The sequence below is a fragment of the Variovorax sp. SG517 genome, assembly GCF_013376045.1.
Lineage (GTDB): Bacteria > Pseudomonadota > Gammaproteobacteria > Burkholderiales > Burkholderiaceae_C > Variovorax.
Genome location: NZ_JABMJG010000012.1, coordinates 77,836 through 97,827 on the forward strand (window position 1 = coordinate 77,836; position 19,992 = coordinate 97,827).

The following is a 19,992-nucleotide window of genomic DNA, read 5'->3' on the forward strand; positions in this document are numbered from 1 at the left end:
TTGCACCGCGTGGTCTTCAACGCGGCCAGAGGGATGCGCATGGTGGTCCAGGAAACGGCCGCCAGCACTGGGAAAGGCGCTAGCAGGGCGACGACCGCCGCAGGTGCTGCCGCCCTCGCAGGCGTGCTGATCGCAGGAGCCGCACACGCCCAGATCGTCGGTGCCCCGAACGTCCCCGGTAACCTTCGCCCGACCGTGCTGACAGCACCCAATGGCGTGCCGCTGGTCAACATCCAGACGCCTTCCGCCGCGGGTGTCTCGCGCAACGTCTACAACCAGTTCAGCGTCGGTTCGAACGGCGCCATCCTGAACAACAGCCGGGTGAACGTGCAGACCCAGCTGGGTGGGTTCGTTCAGGGCAACCCAAATCTGGCCACGGGCCCGGCGCGCATCATCCTCAACGAGGTCAACGGCGGAACGCCCAGCCAGCTTCGCGGTTACATCGAAGTGGGCGGCCAGCGCGCGGAAGTGATCATCGCGAACCCGGCGGGCATCAGCGTCGACGGCGGTGGCTTCATCAATGCCAGCCGTGCCACGCTCACTACTGGTACGCCGCAGTTCAACGCCGTCGGCGGCCTCGACAGTTTCCTGGTTCGTGGCGGAACCATCACTATCGACGGCGCGGGCCTCGATGCCAGCAAGACCGACTACGCGGCCATCCTTGCGCGTGCAGTGCAGGCCAACGCGGCGATCTATGCCACGGACCTCAAGGTTGTGACTGGCGCGAACCAGATCAACGCCGACCATACGCAGGTCACGCCTACGGCGGGCACCGGCGCCGCACCGACCTTCGCACTCGACGTGGCCGCGCTCGGCGGCATGTACGCCGGAAAGATCGTGCTCGTGGGTACAGAGCAAGGCCTGGGTGTACGCAACGCCGGGAACATCGGCGCGAGCGCCGGCAGCCTCATCGTCACCGCCTCCGGCCGCCTGGAGAACACCGGCACGCTCGAAGGCCGGAGCGTGCAGCTTGCCAGCACTGGCAGCGATATCGTGAACCAGGGCACGATCCGCCAGACCGGCATGACGTCGTTGTCGCTCTCGGCACCGACGATCAGCAACACACAGGGTGGGTGGATCGGCAGCGAGCCGCCGCCTCCGCCTACATCGACTCCAGCAACGGGCAACAGTGACGGCGGCAACTCTGGCGCAGGCACCGCCGCGGGCACGGGATCAAGCGGCTCGACAGGCACTACGACGTCGACGGGCGGAACGGCCCCTGGCGGCGCGTCAGCGCCTGCCGCAACGCCGATCGAACCGGGCATCATCAACGCTGCGGGCGCGTTCCGCAACGACGGCGGCAAGCTCTACGCAGGCGGCCCGATCACGCTGCAGACGGCGAATCTGCTGAACAATGGCGGAACCCTGAGCGTGGCGAGTCTGGCACTCAGCCAGCCCACCTTTTCCAACCGGGGCGGGACCATCAATGTGTCCGGGGCCTTCTTGGCCAATCTCGGCAGTTTCGACAACTCGTCGGGAACGCTGCGCACCGGCAGCTTGGACATCACCACCTCCGGCGACCTGAACAACCAGGACGGCGTGCTGACCAGCGACAGCAATGCAAACTTCACCATCGGCGGTTCGGTCAACAACCTGCGCGGCAACGTTTCGGCTGCAGGGGCGCTTGCAGCCAGCGTCACCGGCGCCACCGTCAATACGTCCGGCACCCTGGCCTCCAATCAAGGCCTGACGCTCCACACCGGCTCGCTGGAAAACACAAAGGGCAGCATTCAATCGGCCCAGGCCGGCGTGCGGATCACGTCGACAGGCCAACTTGTCAATGGCGGCGGTGGTTCGATCAAAGCGGCCACCGACCTGGGAGTCCAGGCGGGAATATTCATGAACGCCGGCACGTTGCGCGGCGAGAACGATGTCAGCGTGGCCGTCGCCGGCACGCTCGTCAATGACGGCAACATCACATCCGCTCGCCACGCAACGATCACGGCCGCGAGCATGCAGAGCAGCAAATCGAGCGTGCTCGGTGCCGGCATCAAGGGCGACGGCACGCTGGGCAGTGCTGGCGATCTGCGCGTTGCCTCCACCGGTGCGCTGGTTGCCAAGGGCACCCATCTTGCCGCAGGCAATGCGACGCTCCAGGGTGCAAGTGTCGATCTGTCGGCCAGCAAGACCAACGGTGGCAACGTGGTCATCACATCCATACAGGGCGATGTCAATACCAACAGTGCGACGGTCACAACTCCCGGCACGTTGAGCATCGCGGCAGCCAGTGCGTTGTCGAACATCGGAGGCACACTGGGCTCCAACAGTGGCACCCTTGTCAATGCCGCGAGCTTGAACAACGCATCCGGAACGATTGCCGCGGTGTCAGGAGACCTTCACGTCACGACCACCGGTGCGACTGACAACACCTCAGGCAGTCTGCTGGCTTCTGGCGCAGTCGTGCTTGGGAACGGCGGCCTGACCAACACGGACGGCAAAGCCAGTGGTAGCAGTCTTGCCGTCGACACGCACGGCGGTGCGGTAGTGAACACGCGAGGCACTCTGAACGCAAGCGGCACGGCTGACGTGAGTTCCGGCGCGATCTCGAATGATGCGGGTCTGATCCAGTCAGGCGGCGCGATGGCCATCGACACGCATGGCGGCGCATTGGGCAATACGAATGCCGCAGGCTACGCGAAGGGCCTGGGCGGCATCGTCAGCGGCGACACCATCACGCTGAAGACCGGTGACGTCAATAACACGGCCGGCCTCATCGGCTCGAAGAATGCGCTGAGCGCCAACACCGGAGAATTCGTCAACGGCAAGTTCGTCAACAGCGATGCAGGGGTGGTGCTGAGTCAATCGACGCTTTCCATCGACACCCACGGGGCCACCTACGACAACCGCGCAGGCCAGACGCTGGCAGCGAGTGACCTTCTGATTGATGCAGGCGCCGGCGACCTCCAGAACACGGGCGGTCTGATACGGTCGGGCGCCAAGACCACGGTGCGCGCCGCAAGCCTCGACAACACTGCCACCTCCGGTGTCGACCAAGGCATTGAAGGTCAGAACGTTGCCATTACGGCAGCGACTGTCAAGAACACGACCGGCGCTGTCCGCGCCGATGTGAACACCATTCTGACGAGTACGGCTCTGGTGGAGAACGGTACCGGTGGCCTGATCTCTGCAGGCGATACCGTCAGCGTCGTCGATCCCAATGCCGTAAATCTCGTCACGAAGACGCTGAACGTGTCCAACTCCGGCGGCACCATGCTCGCTGGCAAGACTCTCAGTGTGGATGCGGCGTCACTCTCCAACACCGGCAAGTTGCTCTCCCGTAGCGATATGCGCCTCAGCCTGACAAAGGACACTGCGTTTGAGCTTGGCAGCGAGACCATCGCCAACCGTGATCTGAGCGTCACCACCAGTGCAAACATCTCTAACAGCGGCCGGATCGCCGCGGGTAGGGGTCTGTCGCTGTCGGCGGCCAACATCGACAACGCCGCGACAGGCGACATCCAGGGCACCACTACTCGCCTGAGTGCCAACGGCACCGTGACCAACCGGGGTGTGATCGACGGCATCGTGACCCGCATAGATGCCAGTACGCTCAAGAACATCGGCACGGGCCGCATCTACGGCGATCAGGTCTCCATTGCGGTCGACACGCTCAACAATCGGGCCGAGACCGTCAATGGTCCCTCGGGGGCCACTACCAGCGCCGCCACCATTGCCGCGCGAGTGCGTTTGGACATCGGCGTAGGCACTCTCAACAACGAGGACGGCGCCCTCATCTTCAGCGACGGCAAGCTTTCCATCGGTCGCAGCCTTGATGCGCTCGGCCGTGCCACCGGGACGGCAACCAGCGTCAACAACCGTGCCGCGACCATCGAGGCTACCGGCGACGTCGCCATCAAGACCACCACGCTCGACAATACCAACGGCGGTGTCACCTGGACCCTGCAGCCGGGCGAGAGCAAGCAGGTCGTTGAGTACACCCTCCCGGGCAGCGGCACGCGCTATAAGGCCGAAGATGTGCTCATCAGCTTCGGGGGCCTCCAGCAGTTCCCCGACACCGGCTGGAACGCATGGACCGCCGCGAGCGCAGCAAATCCCCTGACGGCTGGCAGCAATCCCTATGCGCGATTGCTGGTGCCTTCGCCGGACTACCCGCTGGCCCAGTTCCGCGCCTACTACATGCAGAGCCCGGCCAGCAGCCAGGACCGGAGCTATCAGACGTGCGGCGGCGGCGAAGGCACCGCCTGCGACACTACCAACGTGGCGGGCGCCTGGTACTCGCGCACCGACCCGATCTGGGCGACTTTCGGCGTCACGGCGCCCGGCGTCGATCTCCCCATGGATTTCATTGGCCGGAAGTATCCGGACATGACCGTGGGCCAGGCTGGCGTCATGGTCCGCGATGAAACCAACCACGACCAGTGGATTCCCTTCGACCACCCGGTCACCCAGGCCGAGTACGACCAGTGGCAGGACTACCGCCAGGCCCACGCCGCGCTGGACAAGGCCACGCTGAAATTCATCCACACCATCGCCGGGTATGTCGCGCTCACCGGCACCGAGTACGAGCCCGGACGCATGGCGTCGACCTACGACGCCTACGTCTACACCGTCACCACGTCCACGCCGGTCCTGCAAAGCTCCGCGCCGGGCAAGATCATCGCGGGCGGCGCGATGAACATCGCGGTGGGCAGCGGCGTCAACGACATGAGCCAGATCCTGGCCGGCGGCGCGCTGACGGTCGCGGGCGGCACCATCGTCAACAAGGGGCTGACCGTCGACGCCCCCACCGTGCAGACCGGCACGGTTTCGCACAGCTACGTTGAAGCACACTCCGGCGACGATGTGCGCGTCGACCAGATCGCGCCATACAACCTGACGACCAACTCCACGGTCACGCTGGCCGCAGCTCGCCAGGAGGGCAATGTCGCGGTTGCCGTGAGCAAGCCGGGTACGGGGGCCTTGTCGGTGGGGCAGACCGGAACGGGTCCCCAAGCGGCTGGCGGTGTTGCTGGCAGCGCCATCGTCAACCCCATCATTCAGGTGCCGGCGAACAGTGGCCCTGGCAACACGACGGGCACCTCCGGCGCCACGATCGTTCGCACCAGCGTACCGAACGTCTCGGTCCCCAGTGCGAGCCTGTTCAGGACGCTGGCCGATCCGTCGAGCCGCTACCTGATCGAAACCGATCCCCGGTTCGCCAACTACCGCAACTGGCTGTCCAGCGACTACCTGCTCAACAACCTCGGACTCGATCCGAGCACCACTCTCAAGCGGCTAGGCGACGGCTTCTACGAGGAGCGCCTGATCCGCGAGCAAGTTGCTCAGTTGACCGGCTACCGCTACCTGGATGGGTTCACCAGCGACGACGCCCAGTACGCGGCCCTCATGAACGCCGGGGCCGCATTCGCGCAGCAGTACGGACTGCGCGTGGGCGTGGCGCTGACGGCCGCGCAGATGGCGCAGCTCACGAGCGACATCGTCTGGCTGGTCGAGCAGACGGTGACCTTGCCCGACGGCAGCACGCAGCGCGTGCTGGTGCCGCAGGTCTATGTGCGCGTGAAGCCGGGGGACATCGATGGTTCCGGCGCGGTGCTCTCAGGCGGCAGTGTGGATATGCGCTTCTCGGGCGATCTGACGAACTCGGGAGGCACGATTGCAGGCCGTCACGCGGTCTCACTTTCGGCGGAAAACATCAACAACCTCGCGGGGCGTATCACCGGCGAGGATGTCACGGTGTCCGCCAGGACCGATATCAATGTCATCGGCGCGCAGATCGATGCGAGCAAGAGCCTGACAGCCATCGCGGGGCGCGACATCAACGTCGTGACGACCACCCGCGATTCGAAGAGCGACACGGGGCCGCTGGCGCGTTCGAGCGCCGACAGCGGTGTGAACCTCAGCGCCACGACGCTGGACCGGGTGGCGGGGCTGTACGTCACGAACCCGGGGGGAAGTCTCAACGTTGTAGCGGTGCGCGACGCCAATCTGATCGGCGCCGAGATCAAGAGCGCGGGAGATGCAACGATCGTTGCGGGGCGTGACGTGAATCTGGGTACCGTGACGACCAGTCGCACGGATGACATTCGCTGGAGTTCCGACAACACGCGCAAGGATGAGACAAGCAAGGTAGTCGGAACCACGATCAGTGGCGCGGGCAATGTGGGTATCGGCGCCGGACGCAATCTCACGGCGGTGGCAGGAAACCTGAGCGCTGGCGGGACGCTGAGTTTGAGCGCAGGCGACAAGCTCAGCTTGATCGCGGGGGAGAACTCGGCTTCAGCCTCCACGACGGATGCGCAGAAAGATGGCCTGAGTCATTCCAGCTCGAACGCCGACAGCCAGGAGACCACACTCGCGCGCACCACGCTCACGGGCAAGGACGTCCAGCTCAAGAGCGGTGGCGACATGACGCTCAGCGCCATCGAAGCAAATGCGGACAACCTGAACATCGACGCGGGCGGCAAGCTCAATTTGCTCACCCAGAAGACGACCAGCGCCTTCAGCGGCTCGGAAACCGATGGCGATGGCGCCTGGGTCTCGGCCAAGAGCGCGGGCCACACGGACGAGACCAGCCAGTACAACCTGTTCAATGCACTGAACACGAGCATCAAGGCCGGTGGCGGGGTGACGGCGCAACTGGGGCAGAACGCCAGTCTTTCCGAACTGGCCAAGCAGCCCGGCATGGCATGGGTGAATCAGCTCACTTCCGATCCGGCTCTTGCCAACAGCATCGAGTGGCAGCGGGTGCAGGAGGAACACAAGAAGTGGGCCCAGAGCCAAACCAGCATGGGGCCTGTGGCGGCAGCTATCGTGAGTGTGGTGGTGGGGGTGGCGACCGCAGGAGCCGGCTCCGCAGCAGTCGGGACCGCCGGTACAGCCACGACCACCGGGACCGGCATCGCAGGGGCAATGGGACTGTCGGCAACGACGACCACCATTGCTTCGGCAGCGATGCAGGCCGGTATCACCGCGATTGCAAGCCAGGCGACGGTCTCCTTCGTCAACAACGACGGCGACCTCGGCAAGGTCTTCAAGGAGCTGGGCAGCAGCCAGAGCGTCAAGAACATCCTCACTGCCATGGTTACGGCCGGTGCCATCGAAGGATTGAGCGTCGAGGGTGTACTGCCGGACAACCTCCGGACGGCAACGAATGGCAAGGCGCTCTTCACCGACCAGTTGCAGCGCCAGTTAATCAATGGCACAGCAAGCGCGGTGGTGCGCAGTGCAATCAACGGCACGAGCTTGGAGAACGAACTAGGTACCGCCATCGCGACTGCGCTTCTGAACACCGTCGCGGCGCAAGGAGCCAACGAGATTGGGAATTTGCGGGTCAACGACACCCTGAATGTGTATGGTCAGCAGGTCGCGCACGCCATTCTTGGCTGTTTGGTGGGCGCTGGCCGAGCTTCAGCAGGTGCTGGTGGCAGCAGCGGTGACGGATGTGCGGCAGGGGCCATCGGTGCAGTCGTGGGCGAACTGACGGCCACCGCATTCAATCCCACGGGCGATCCCAGGCTGGCCGAGCAGACGCTCCAGGCGGCAACAGTGATGAGCAGCGTCGTTGGAGCGTTGGTAGGCGGTAGCCCAAGCTCGATCTATATCGCAGCGGCTGCGGGCGCCAACTCGGCCGAGAACAACTTCCTGATGCATGGCCAAGTGCTAGCCATGAAGGGTGATTTTGCTGAGTGCGCGAACAAGCCTGGCGGTTGCTCTGAGAGCGATATGCGGGCCATTACACAGAAGTACCTGGGGCTTTCGAGCGCAAACATCGACGCGGTGCAAAAGTGCATCGCTGCGGGCGATGCGGCCTGTGTGAAAGCGCTCGAATCGAAGGCAGCAACCGCTGCCGAAGTGGATGCCGCGATCCCTGTGGGATATGGGGATATTTCCAGGGTGCTCCAGGGGCGGCAGAACAACGTCAACGACTACAGCTCCGTAAAGGGCGCGCAGAGCTTGTTTGGCACGGATGTTCAGCAGGCACAGGAGGTCGCGGTTTTCAGGCAAGAGTACTGCGTCGGGATGTCGGCTTCTGCCTGCGATGGAGCGGTCGATCAGGCCATCAAGGAACGGGCAAAGCGCGTGGGAATCTTGATGGCGACTGGCGCCGTCACAGCGGCAGGGGTGTCGAAGATTGCCAGCCTGAGAGCGCCCACCACCACGACAGTCAAGGCACCAACGACACCAACGACCACCGGTGTCGTCGATGATCTTCCACCAGGATTCTCGCGGGGCTCCGGTGGAAATGGCGCCGTCATTGGCAACATCGACCCTGTAACGGGCGAATTCGTACCAACAGGTACTACGATAAAAGGGCCGACCAATCCTGTGGTTAGCACCGAACCGCCACAAATCGGATCAATTGGTCGACCCGCACTCAATGGAGGGAATGGCACGCCTTCCGCACCTACCATTGTCCGAGGGAATATGAGTGCGAGCGAGCTCGCACAAGCCTCGCTTTGGACAACGGCTGCCAATGGCTCTGGATGGGAAGGTGTTCGTGCAACCATTCCTGGCGAATCCATAAATGGGATCGTTCACACCGGGACAGACTATCCAGCAATCGATGGCACTTTGATTCTTGCTGACGGCAGCAAGGTCCCAGTAAGCCTGAAAGGAGGCGCAGGTCGATTGGGAAGTCCCAATGCCGTGCTTACCCAGGTTGGTAGTACGGTGGATACTGGCCTTAAATACAACATGAATGGAATTACTGTGGCGGTGGATGCCCCCTTGCTGAACTCCCAGTCCATGATTGATTTCACTCAAAATGGAACAAAGGCTACCACCTTGTTGTCGAGAGGTTCTGTAAATCAGATCATCGTCAATACCAGCGATGGATTTGTAACCATTACACTTGACTCTAATGGCAAGGCAGCCGCCAGTGCAGGTTTGCCAAGTACCTGGAAAAAGCAATGAGCACCTCCTTGAATATTTATCCATTTCGTGAGATCGAAATTTCGAAAATCTCCCATTGCATTGCCGCGTACTTCAAAAAATTAAGTGGATACTCTGGCACCTCCATTGCGATCTCCGTTCATAATGAGTTGGGCGATGGAAAATACAGGTGGGCCGTTGATGAGGATTTTTTTCGCGACAAGGCTGGAGTCTGGTACGGGGTTTGGGAAAATTCTTTTTTAAAACAGTCTATAAATTTGTCAATAATGGACTCAAGCTATTTCTTTTCCGAAGAACAAGAGCGGCCTCCAGTGGTTTCGGTTCCCGATATTAGAATGAAAAACTCGGCGACAACCTTGCTGCAGTTGTCAACAGCCCTCGGAGTGGCTGCCGCGATGAGCGATAAAGATATTTTTCACTCTGGAGAATTCAACTGGTTTCTTGGTGGGTTTCCGGGCAACTCTGATCTGGGTGATTTCTCATTTTCATTGCAACTAGCTGATCGACTGCCAGATGCGGAAGCCGTAGATATTGGAGAGGTTGGCGTCGATTCATTCTTTAGGCGCCATCCTATATATTGAAACCTTCTGGATTGCGTAAGGAGGTGAATTAGAAAATAAACAGGGGGAAATTTTGCAAGTAAATTCGCACGCTGTGCTGGCCGCAGCGCTGCTGGGCAGTCATCTATCTGTGCAAGCCCAAGTGCCGAGCACACCACAGCCCTTTGTCGAGCAGCAACGCCAGCAAGAACGCGAACGCGCTTTGCGTGAGCAGAATGAGCGCACCGTCGATCAGCGTCCACAAGCTGCACCGCCAGTGCCCGCGCAGCGCATCCCCGAATCCGAGTCCCCGTGCTTCCGCATTAACCGTGTGTTGCTGGTCGGCGAGCAGTCCGAACCCTTCCAGTGGGCCGTTGCTGATCTGTCTGGCCCCGAAGGCAACGATTCTCCGGTCGGCCGATGCCTCGGCACGGCCGGCGTCAACGTCGTGCTCGCTCGTGCGCAGCAAGCTGTCATCGCACGCGGCTTCGTCACCACCCGTGTATTAGCCGCGCCGCAAGACTTGTCGACCCGCACGCTGACCCTCTCGTTGGTGCCAGGCCGTATCGCGGCGATTCGGACGACGTCCGATTCTTCATCCACGCTGCTCGGCAGTTCCGCCTTGCTGGCCACGGCCGTTCCCGCGCGCCCAGGTGATCTCCTGAACCTGCGCGACATCGAACAAGGCCTAGAGAACCTCAAGCGCGCCCCCACCGCCGAAGCCGACATCCAGATCGAGCCTTCAACAGCCCCCAACGCCAAGCCCGGCGACAGCGACCTCGTCGTCAAGTACGTTCAATCAAAGAAGTGGCGAGTCACCCTCAGCCTAGACGACAGCGGCACCGAAGCCACCGGCCGCTATCAGGCCGGCGCAACCCTGTCCCTGGACAACCCCTTCGGCCTGAACGACCTGTTCTACGTTAGCGCCAACCACAACATCAACAACCACGTCTTCGGCGACCCGGCCAAGGGCACCGAAGGCCAGACCGTCCACTACTCACTGCCTTATGGCTACTGGCTGCTGGGCCTCACGGCCTCGAACAGTCAGTACCACCAGAGCGTGGCCGGCCTGAACCAGGATTACGTCTACGCCGGCAAGACCAACAACGCCGAGGTCAAGCTCTCGCGCCTCGTCTACCGCGACCAGAGCCGAAAGACCACCGTGGCAATCAAGGGCTGGCGCCGCGAGTCGCGCAACTTCGTCGACGACACCGAGGTCGAGGTCCAGCACCGCGTGGTCGGTGGCTGGGAGCTCAGCCTCAATCACAAGGAGTACATCGGTGAGGCGACGCTCGAAGGCACGCTGGCCTACAAGCGCGGCACCGGCGGCTTCGGCTCGCGCACCGCGCCGGAAGAGGAGTTCGGCGAAGGCACCTCGCGGCTGAAGCTCTACACCGCCGACATCAGCCTCAACGCGCCGTTCAAGCTCGGCGAGCAGAAGATGCGCTACTCCGGCCTGATCCGCGCCCAATGGAACCGCACGCCGCTGACGCCTCAGGATCGTTTCGCCATCGGCGGACGCTATACGGTGCGTGGCTTCGATGGCGAGACGAGCCTGATGGGCGAGCGCGGCTGGCTCATCCGAAACGACATCGGATGGGCCGTGGGTCAAAGCGGGGCGGAGTTGTACGTCGGTGCCGACTATGGCCACGTGGGTGGCCGCTCGACGGTCGACCTGCTCGGCCGCAGCCTGGCCGGGGCCGTCATCGGCATGCGCGGCCAGTGGAGCAAGCTGAGCTACGACTTCTTCGTTGGCGCGCCGATCAGCAAGCCAGAGGGCTATCGCACTGCTAAGGTCACGCTGGGCTTCAATCTCAATGCAAGCTTCTGAATCACATCGCAACAGATCAACTGCTCAGTATTCAGGGAGAAAACTCATGTCCACGAAGATGGTTGCAACGCTGGTCGCAGCAGTTGCATTGACTGCCTGTGTCGCTCCAACGCAATACCGGGAGGCCGGGGCAGGAGGAAACAACTTCGGCTATGCAAGCAGCAAGTTATCCGACCAGCTGTATCGGGTGCGCTTCACGGGTTCGTCACGCACGCCCTTGCGATGGGCCGATGCGTTCGTGCTCTATCGCACCGCGCAGATCGCGAAAGAGGCTGGCGCGCCAGCGTTCAAGATCGTCGAAGGCTCGGTCGACACCACGGTTCTTGCAGGCGACGATGTTTTTGGGCAGATGAGCCCGTTGGCTGATGTTGAAGTCAGTCAGGTGGCGCCGTATCCGCAGCGCGAAGGCGACCAGATCGTTGCAGCCCATGACCCCCACATGCAGCGAACCGCAGGTGCGGTGCCCATGTTCCGGGCGCCGCCGGCGCCGACGATGGTGAAGAGCCAGGCACCCTTGTTCATCTACATCCCGTCCAGTGGCCCGGGGCCTGCGCAGCCGGTGCGCTCGATACTCGTCGAGTTGCGATCCGATCCCAAGAACATGGATGCGCAGACATTCGTCACCGAAGAAGTACTCAGTCGCCTGGGGCCGCGGATCAAACATGCGGAGATGTCGGTGAAGATGACTCGCGCGTCGCAATCTTCCTCGGCCTTTTGAACCTTGATCGCAAGATGAGTTCGCCTGCAGTCGTTCGACCGTCAAGACCTAGCGCGAGAACGACTCAACAGCCACTGGAATCCCCGGCGCCTCCCACCGATAGGCATCCCCCAGCACATCCCGCTCCGGCTTCTGCCCATTCCACCGGACATTGAGCAGGTCCATCAGGGTCCACCCCGCCCAGTCCGCCCGAAACGGCTGCAGCGCCGCATCCCGCGGCAGCGGCTGCCGGTTGCGCCACACCACGGCGGGAATGCGGTAGCCCGATGCGGTCGACGGACTATGTCCCGCGCGGTCGCTCACGTGGCCGACCTCCTGTCCGTGGTCCGACAGATACATCCACGCGCGGTACTCGCCCGGCTTACCGGGAGCGCGCGTCTGCTGCAGCAGCTCCGACACCACGAAGTCGTGATACAGCAGCGCCGCGTCGTATTCCTGCCTGAAGCGCCGCACCCAGGCCGAGCGGCCGTCCTTCACCAGGCCGTTCTCCACCGCATCGACGTTGTCGTCGAAAGGGTTGGCGTTCGCGGGAAAGCGCAGGCTGTAGTGCGGGTGCGCGCCCATCAGGTGGACGACGATGAGCTTGCGATCGGTGCTGGTGTCCGCCATTGCTTCCTGCACGCAGTCGAGGATCTCGCCGTCCAGCGACGCGCTGGCACGGCCGGGGGTGCGGTTGACCATGTCGACCACGTCGGCGAGGCGTGCGTGCTGCTGTTCGATGGCGAGGTCGTCGTGGTTGCTGATCCACCAGACCTTGTAGCCGGCGGCGCGTGCGAGTGCCAGCACGTGCGGCGGGTTCTCTGCGTCGGGCAGGCCGAAGTGGAACATGTTGCGCAGCGCGGGCAGGGTGCTGGCGTCCACCGACCATGCGTTCTTCAGCACCGCCATCTGGTCGCCGGTCTGGGCCTTGTGCGCGAGCAGGCGCGGCGTGGTCGGGCGGCCGTAGCCGTAGAGGGCCATGTTGTCGCGGTTGATGCTGTCGGTGATGACCAGCACCACGGTGGAGGGGCCCGACTGCGTCATGGCGGGCGCGATGGCCTTGGCCTGCGCCATCAGGCGGTCGCGCTGCTTCTGCTGGTCGGCCCAGGCGGAGCGCAGCGCATGGAGGGAATCGACCCACTGGGTCCAGAAGATCGCCGGATGCAGCCTGCGCCAGGGCTTGCTGGCATAGGCCACGCAAGAGAGCAGGAGCAGCAGCGCGACGAGGGCCACCATCCATCGCGAAGGCCGAGCCGACGGCGCCGCGCCCGCCGCGGCACCGCGCCGCGCGAACATGCCCACGAGCACGCCCGCCACCACCAGCACCGCACCCCACACGGCGGCAGAGCGCCAGTGCATCCACAGGTATTCGGCGCCTTCGCGTGCGTTGGTGTTGGCCGCGGCGCCGAGCACCATCGTGCCGTCTGGTGCGGCCTGGTAGGTGTCGAGCAGGTAGGCGCGCACCGCGCCGTCGATCGCGAAGCCCATCGCCCAGAGCCACACGAGCGCGGTGCGCACGTGCCGCATGCGGGCGCTGCGCAAGGGCCATGCGAGCCACAGCACCATCGGCAGGGCGAGCACCGCGAGTTGCGCAATGCGGCGGCCGTCGTGGCCCAGCGCGATGAGGGCCAGGAGCGTGGCTCCGACCACGCCGCAGGCGAGCAGCGCGTTGCGCGACGGGGAGATTTCGTTGGTTGAAGTGGTCAAGCAGGCAGCGCAACAGATCGGAAGCGGGCGAATTCTGCCCCCGGGCTCGTGCTGCCGACCTCAGTGCCCCGACGGTGGCGGGGTCTTTGGAATCAGGTCGCCGTAGCCTGGCGCACGGCGCGCTCCCAGCGCGCCATCGATTCCTCGGCCTGCGCGCGACCCATGGTCGGCATGAAGCGCCGCTCGATCTTCCACAGCTTCGACAGCTGTCGTGCGTCGGTGTAGACCCCGGTCGAAAGGCCCGCGAGGTACGCGGCGCCGAGCGCAGTGGTCTCGATGACTTCGGGCCGCACCACCGGAATTCCGAGCAAGTCGGCCTGGAACTGCATCAGCAGGTCGTTCACGCTCGCGCCGCCGTCCACGCGCAGTTCGGCCACGGGCTTGCCGCCGGCGGCCACCGCGTCGCGGCTCATGGCCTGCAGCAGCGCGGCGCTCTGGTAGGCGATGCTCTCCAGCGCGGCGCGCGCGATGTGCGCCACCGTGGTTCCACGCGTGAGGCCGGTGATCGTGCCGCGCGCGTCGGCGTCCCAGTAGGGCGCGCCCAGGCCGGTGAAGGCCGGCACCATCATCACGCCGCCCGCGTCGGGCACGCTCTCGGCGAGCGACTGCACCTCGGCGCTGCCCTTGATGGCCTTGAGGCCGTCGCGCAGCCACTGCACCACGGCGCCGCCGACGAACACGCTGCCTTCCATCGCGTACTGCGGCTTCGCATCGGTCTGCGCCGCGCTGGTTACGAGCAGGCCGTTGTGCGAGGGCTGGAACTCGCCGCCGGTGTGCATCAGCAGGAAGCAGCCGGTGCCGTAGGTGTTCTTGGCCATGCCGGCCTCGAAGCAGGCCTGGCCGAAGAGGGCGCTTTGCTGGTCGCCGGCCACGCCGCCGATGGGCAGTGCGTGGCCCAGCAGCGCCGCGTCGGTATCCGCGAAGTGCGAGCTCGAGGGCTGCACCTTCGGCATCAGCGAGGCGGGAATGTCGAGCGCCTTCAGCAGGTCGGCGTCCCACTCGTTGGCGTGCACGTTGAAGAGCATGGTGCGCGAGGCGTTGCTCACGTCGGTCACGTGCACCTTGCCGCCGGTGAGCTGCCACATGAGCCAGCTGTCGACGGTGCCGAAGGCGAGCTCGCCGCGCGCGGCCTGTTCGCGCGCGCCGGACACGTTGTCGAGCAGCCATCGCAGCTTGGTGCCGGAGAAGTAGGCGTCGATGACGAGGCCGGTCTTCTCGCGGATGGTGTCCGTCATGCCTTCGTCGCGCAGCTGCGCGCACAGCGGCTCGGCGCGACGGTCCTGCCAGACGATGGCGTGGTGCACCGGCTGGCCCGTCTTGCGGTTCCACAGCACGGTGGTCTCGCGCTGGTTGGTGATGCCGATGGCGTGGATGTCGGTGGGCTTGAGCTTCGCCTTTGCGAGCACCTCGCGCGCGGTGGCGAGCTGGCTGCGCCAGATTTCCATCGGGTCGTGCTCGACCCAGCCGGGCTGCGGGTAGATCTGCGTCAGTTCCTTCTGCGCGATGGCGACGATGTGGCCCTCGCGGTCGAACACGATGCTGCGCGAGCTGGAGGTGCCCTGGTCCAGGGCGAGCAGGTAGGTGGTCGTCATTCGTTCTTGTTCCTTCTGTTCGTCTTCAGTTCTCGCGCGCGATCTCCAGGCGCACCTGGGCGGCGTTCAGCAGATCGCTGAAGGGCGCGGGCGGCTCGGCATCGGTGAAGAGCCGGTCGATCTGCGAGAGGGTGCCCAGCTGGATCATTGCCGGCCGGTTGAACTTGCTGGCGTCGGCGGCCAGCCACACCTCGCGCGCCTGCGCGATGATGGTTTGCGCCACCTTCACCTCGCGCAGGTCGAAGTCGCGCAGCGAGCCGTCGGCCTCGATGCTCGACACGCCGATGAGGGCGATGTCGACCTTGAACTGGCGGATGAAGTCGATGGTGGCCTCGCCCACGATGGCGCGGTCGCGCGGGCGCACCGAGCCACCCGCCACGATCACCTCGCACGAGGTGTTGCCGCTGAGGATGGTGGCCACGTTCAGGTTGTTGGTGATCACGCGCAGGCCGGTGTGGCGCAGCAACGCCTTGGCGATGGCCTCGGTGGTGGTGCCGATGTTCAGGATCAGCGAGCAGTCGTTGGGCACCAGCTGCGCCACGCGGCGCGCGATTCGCGCCTTGCCTTCGGCGTGCAGCGTCTCGCGCTGCTGGTAGCCGATGTTCTCCGTGGTCGAGCTGGGCACGCGCACGCCGCCGTGGAACCGGGTGAGCAGCCCCGCGTCGGCCAGCCGCTGCACGTCGCGCCGCACGGTCTGCAGGGTCACGCCGAGCATGTCGGCGAGTTGCTCGACGGTGACGGAGCCGCGCGCGCGCACGGTGTCCAGGAGGTTGATCTGGCGGGGATTGGAGTTCACGGAGGCGTCTTGGAATGCGGGAAGACTGAGGCCGAGAGTACTCGGCGCGTCACTTTAAAGCGAACAAAAACGAATCGGCCTAAGGGAAAACTCGTAGGAAAATCGCGCCAAAAGGAATCCAAATGAAAAAACTCGAAAATACAATGGCCGCCGTCAGTGACCAAAGTCACGCTTCAACGGACCCAATTCCTGTGAGCGCTTTTTCTTCCGGTTCGCCCGCGCCAGCCACCGATTGCGACGTGCTGATCGTCGGCGGCGGCATCAACGGCTGCGGCATCGCACGCGATCTCGCGGGCCGCGGCTGGCGCGTGGTGCTGTGCGAAAAGGACGATCTCGCCTCGCACACCTCTTCTTCCTCCACCAAGCTGATCCACGGCGGCCTGCGCTACCTCGAGTACTACGAGTTCTCGCTGGTGCGCAAGGCGCTGCAGGAGCGCGAGGTGCTGCTCAAGAGCGCGCCGCACATCATGTGGCCGCTGCGCTTCGTGATGCCGCACGACCCGTCGATGCGCCCGGCCTGGATGATCCGCATCGGCCTCTTCATGTACGACCACCTCGCCCGCCGCGAGGTGCTGCCGGGTTCCCGCAGCGTCGACCTGCGCGCGCATGCGGCCGGCAAGCCGCTGAAGGCGCAGTACAAGCGCGGCTTCATCTATTCCGACGGCTGGGTGGACGACGCCCGCCTCGTGGTGCTGAACGCGCTCGACGCCCAGGCGCACGGCGCCGAGGTGCTGACCCGCACGCGCTGCGTGAACGCGAAGCGCGACGCCGATGGCTGGACCGCCACGCTGCTGGGCGCCGACGGCAACAAGCGCACGCTGCGCGCCCGCGCGGTGGTCAATGCCGCGGGGCCCTGGGCCGAATCCTTCCTGCGCGGCGTGGCGCAATCGGCCAGGGGCGAGACCCTGGCCACCAAGAGCCTGCGCCTGGTGAAGGGCAGCCACATCGTGGTGCCGCGCCTGTTCGAGCACGACCACGCCTACATCTTCCAGAACCCCGACAAGCGGATTATCTTCGCCATTCCCTACCAGGACGAGTTCACGCTGATCGGCACCACCGACATCGAACTCACCGGCGACGACCCCGGCGCCGCGCGCATCGCGCAGGAAGAGATCGACTACCTCTGCACCCAGGCCAGCCGCTACTTCGAGAAGCCCATCGCGCCTTCCGACGTGGTCTGGACCTACTCGGGCGTGCGCCCGCTGCTGGACGACGATTCGGGCGACCCCTCCGCCGTCACGCGCGACTACCTGCTCGAGTCGAATACCGAGGCCGCGCCGCTGCTGTCGGTGTGGGGCGGCAAGATCACCACCTTCCGCAAGCTGGCGGAGGACGCGGCCGACGAAGTGGGGCGCATGCTGGGCCAGTCGGGCGCGCAACGCCCGGCATGGACCGACGGCGCCTTCCTCGCGGGCGGCGACCTGTCGGACTGGATCGGCGCCGCGAAACGGCCCGACGACGACTTCGAGCGCTTCGTCTCGGCCGTGCAGGCCAGGTACCCCTGGCTCCAGGGCCAGCTGACGCGGCGCCTGGCGCGGGCCTACGGCGCGCGCATCGGGCAGTTGCTCGGCGACGCGAAGTCCCTGGCCGACCTGGGTACCGAAGTGGCGCCTGGCCTGTTCGAGCGCGAACTGCGCTTCCTGCAGGACAACGAGTGGGCCATGAGCGCCGAAGACGTGCTCTGGCGCCGCTCCAAGCTGGGCCTGCACTACACGCCCGAGCAGCGCGAGCAGGTCGCGCGCTGGCTGCAGCAACAGCCGCAACAAGTCCGCGCCGGCGGCAACTAGGCCGGACACACAAGGGAAGAGAAGAGGAAGAGCGCCAATGCAATTGACACTCGAGCGCGTCACCAAGAAGGTGGGTGCGCAGACATGGCTCTACGAGCAGAGCATCGCGCCCAAAAGCGGCGCGGTCACCGTGCTCCTGGGCGCCACGCAGGCGGGCAAGACCAGCCTGATGCGGCTGATGGCGGGGCTCGATACGCCCACCACCGGCAAGGTGCTGGTCGACGGCAAGGACGTGACCGGCATGCCGGTGCGCGAGCGCAACGTCGCGATGGTCTACCAGCAGTTCATCAACTATCCGTCGCTCAAGGTGGCGGACAACATCGCCTCGCCGCTCAAGCTGCGCGGCGAGTCGAACATCGACGCGCGGGTGAAGGCGCTGGCCGACAAGCTGCACATCGGCATGTTCCTCGATCGTTATCCGCAAGAGCTCTCGGGCGGCCAGCAGCAGCGCGTGGCGCTGGCGCGCGCGCTCGCCAAGAACGCGCCGCTGATGCTGCTCGACGAGCCGCTGGTCAACCTCGACTACAAGCTGCGCGAAGGCCTGCGCGAGGAGCTCACGCAGCTCTTCGCCACCGGCGATTCGACCGTGATCTACGCGACCACCGAGCCTGGTGAAGCACTGCTGCTGGGCGGGTACACCGCGGTGATGGATGCCGGCGAGCTGCTGCAGTACGGCCCCACGGCCGAGGTGTTCCACGCGCCGCAGTCGCTGCGCGTGGCGCGCGCCTTCAGCGATCCGCCGATGAACCTGCTGGCCGGCACTGCGACCGCAGGCAAGGTGCAACTGGCCGGTGGCCCCGCGCTGGCGCTGGCCGTGCCCGAAAGCGTCGCAGGCCCCGTCACGGTCGGACTTCGCGCGAGCGCATTGAACGTCGATGCGGGCGAGGGCGACATTGCCTTGCCCGGCAAGGTGGAGCTGGCCGAGATCTCGGGCTCCGACACCTTCGTGCACGTCGAAACCGCAGTCGGCGAACTGGTGGCGCAGCTCACCGGCGTGCACCGCTTCGAACTGGGTGCCTCGCTCACGCTGTACTTCAGCGCGTCGCAAGCCTATGTGTTCGATGCCGGTGAAAAGCTGGCGCTGGCGCCCGCGTGGCGCAAAGGAGACTAGCCATGGCACGCATCGACCTCGACCTCGCCCACGCCTACCGCCCGAACCCCACGCAGGACAGCGACTACGCGCTGCTCCCGCTGAAGATGAGTTTCCGCGACGGCGGCGCCTACGCCTTGCTCGGCCCTTCGGGCTGCGGCAAGACGACCATGCTGAACATCATCTCGGGCCTGCTCGTGCCTTCGCAGGGCACCGTGACCTTCGACGGCCGCGACGTGACGCGCGCCACGCCGCAGGAACGCAACATCGCGCAGGTGTTCCAGTTCCCGGTGATCTACGACACCATGACCGTGGCCGAGAACCTCGCGTTCCCCTTGCGCAACCGCAAGATGCCGGCCGACCAGATCAAGAAGCGCGTGGGCGAGATCGCCGAGATGCTCGACATGAGCGGGCAGCTCAACCAGCGCGCCGCGGGCCTCGCGGCCGACGCCAAGCAGAAGATCTCGCTCGGCCGTGGGCTGGTGCGCAGCGACGTGTCGGCGGTGCTGTTCGACGAGCCGCTCACCGTGATCGATCCGCACCTGAAGTGGCAGCTGCGCCGCAAGCTCAAGCAGATCCACCGCGAGCTGAAGCTCACGCTGATCTACGTGACGCACGATCAGGTCGAGGCGCTCACCTTCGCGGAAGAGGTGGTGGTGATGACGCGCGGCAAGGCCGTGCAGGTGGGCAGCGCCGACGCGCTCTTCGAGCGGCCGGCCCACACCTTCGTCGGGCATTTCATCGGCTCGCCGGGCATGAACTTCCTGTCGGCGCAAAGCGGCAACGGCACCATCGAAGTGGCCGGAACGCCGCTGGTGCCCACGCGCGAACTGCCGCAGGGGCCGCTGAAGATCGGCATCCGCCCCGAGTACCTGCGCCTGTCGAACGCGGGCGCGGCCGGCGCCGTGCCTGCCGTGGCTAAGCAGGTGCAGGACGTGGGCACGCACGTGATGCTGACGGTGGAGGCCGGCGGCAGCCTGCTGAAGGTGCGGCTGCATTCGGACGACCGCCCGCCGGCGGTGGGGGACACGGTGTGGGTGCGGGTGCTCGACACCCACACCTGCTATTACAAGGATGAGGAACTGGTGGCATGAGCGCAG

The 19,992-nt window shown here is 64.8% G+C and carries 10 protein-coding genes; 7 read left to right on the forward strand and 3 right to left on the reverse strand.

Annotated features, from left to right (window positions below):
• From FHT32_RS30125 to FHT32_RS30140, 4 genes are all read left to right on the forward strand, one after another.
• Positions 1-8,874: a filamentous hemagglutinin N-terminal domain-containing protein gene (locus tag FHT32_RS30125; RefSeq protein ID WP_256099222.1), complete on the forward strand. Its 8,874-nt coding sequence runs from the start codon at positions 1-3 to the stop codon at positions 8,872-8,874.
• Positions 8,871-9,434 carry a hypothetical protein gene (locus FHT32_RS30130; protein WP_176668221.1) on the forward strand — a complete coding sequence of 188 codons (564 nt, stop codon included), beginning with the start codon at positions 8,871-8,873 and terminating at the stop codon, positions 9,432-9,434. Before FHT32_RS30125 ends, FHT32_RS30130 begins: the two co-directional genes overlap by 4 nt.
• A 73-nt stretch (positions 9,435-9,507) precedes the next feature.
• Positions 9,508-11,223, forward strand: a complete 1,716-nt coding sequence (locus FHT32_RS30135) for a ShlB/FhaC/HecB family hemolysin secretion/activation protein (protein ID WP_176668222.1) — start codon at positions 9,508-9,510, stop codon at positions 11,221-11,223.
• Between the two features lie 46 nt (positions 11,224-11,269).
• Positions 11,270-11,941 carry a hypothetical protein gene (locus FHT32_RS30140; RefSeq protein WP_176668223.1) on the forward strand — a complete coding sequence of 224 codons (672 nt, stop codon included), beginning with the start codon at positions 11,270-11,272 and terminating at the stop codon, positions 11,939-11,941.
• A gap of 48 nt (positions 11,942-11,989) precedes the next feature.
• Here the strand turns inward: FHT32_RS30140 and FHT32_RS30145 are convergent, their stop codons facing one another.
• From FHT32_RS30145 to FHT32_RS30155, 3 genes are all read right to left on the reverse strand, one after another.
• Positions 11,990-13,627 carry a phosphoethanolamine transferase gene (locus FHT32_RS30145; protein WP_176668224.1) on the reverse strand — a complete coding sequence of 546 codons (1,638 nt, stop codon included), beginning with the start codon at positions 13,625-13,627 and terminating at the stop codon, positions 11,990-11,992.
• A gap of 92 nt (positions 13,628-13,719) precedes the next feature.
• Complete coding sequence (glpK, locus tag FHT32_RS30150) at positions 13,720-15,219, reverse strand: glycerol kinase GlpK (RefSeq protein WP_176668225.1); 1,500 nt, start codon at positions 15,217-15,219, stop codon at positions 13,720-13,722.
• A 25-nt stretch (positions 15,220-15,244) separates the two neighbouring features.
• Positions 15,245-16,015 (reverse strand): DeoR/GlpR family DNA-binding transcription regulator, encoded by a 771-nt coding sequence (locus FHT32_RS30155; protein ID WP_176668226.1) that lies wholly within the window; start codon positions 16,013-16,015, stop codon positions 15,245-15,247.
• A gap of 122 nt (positions 16,016-16,137) precedes the next feature.
• Here FHT32_RS30155 and glpD point away from each other — a divergent pair, with 122 nt between their 5' ends.
• From glpD to FHT32_RS30170, 3 genes are read left to right on the forward strand one after another with little or no spacing between them, the layout of a single operon-like run.
• Complete coding sequence (gene glpD, locus FHT32_RS30160; protein WP_176668227.1) at positions 16,138-17,802, forward strand: glycerol-3-phosphate dehydrogenase; 1,665 nt, start codon at positions 16,138-16,140, stop codon at positions 17,800-17,802.
• A gap of 37 nt (positions 17,803-17,839) precedes the next feature.
• A complete protein-coding gene (locus FHT32_RS30165) occupies positions 17,840-18,913 on the forward strand; it encodes an ABC transporter ATP-binding protein (protein WP_176668228.1) in 1,074 nt (357 codons plus the stop codon).
• A 2-nt stretch (positions 18,914-18,915) separates the two neighbouring features.
• Positions 18,916-19,986 carry an ABC transporter ATP-binding protein gene (locus FHT32_RS30170; protein ID WP_176668229.1) on the forward strand — a complete coding sequence of 357 codons (1,071 nt, stop codon included), beginning with the start codon at positions 18,916-18,918 and terminating at the stop codon, positions 19,984-19,986.
• Positions 19,987-19,992: the final 6 nt, after the last annotated feature.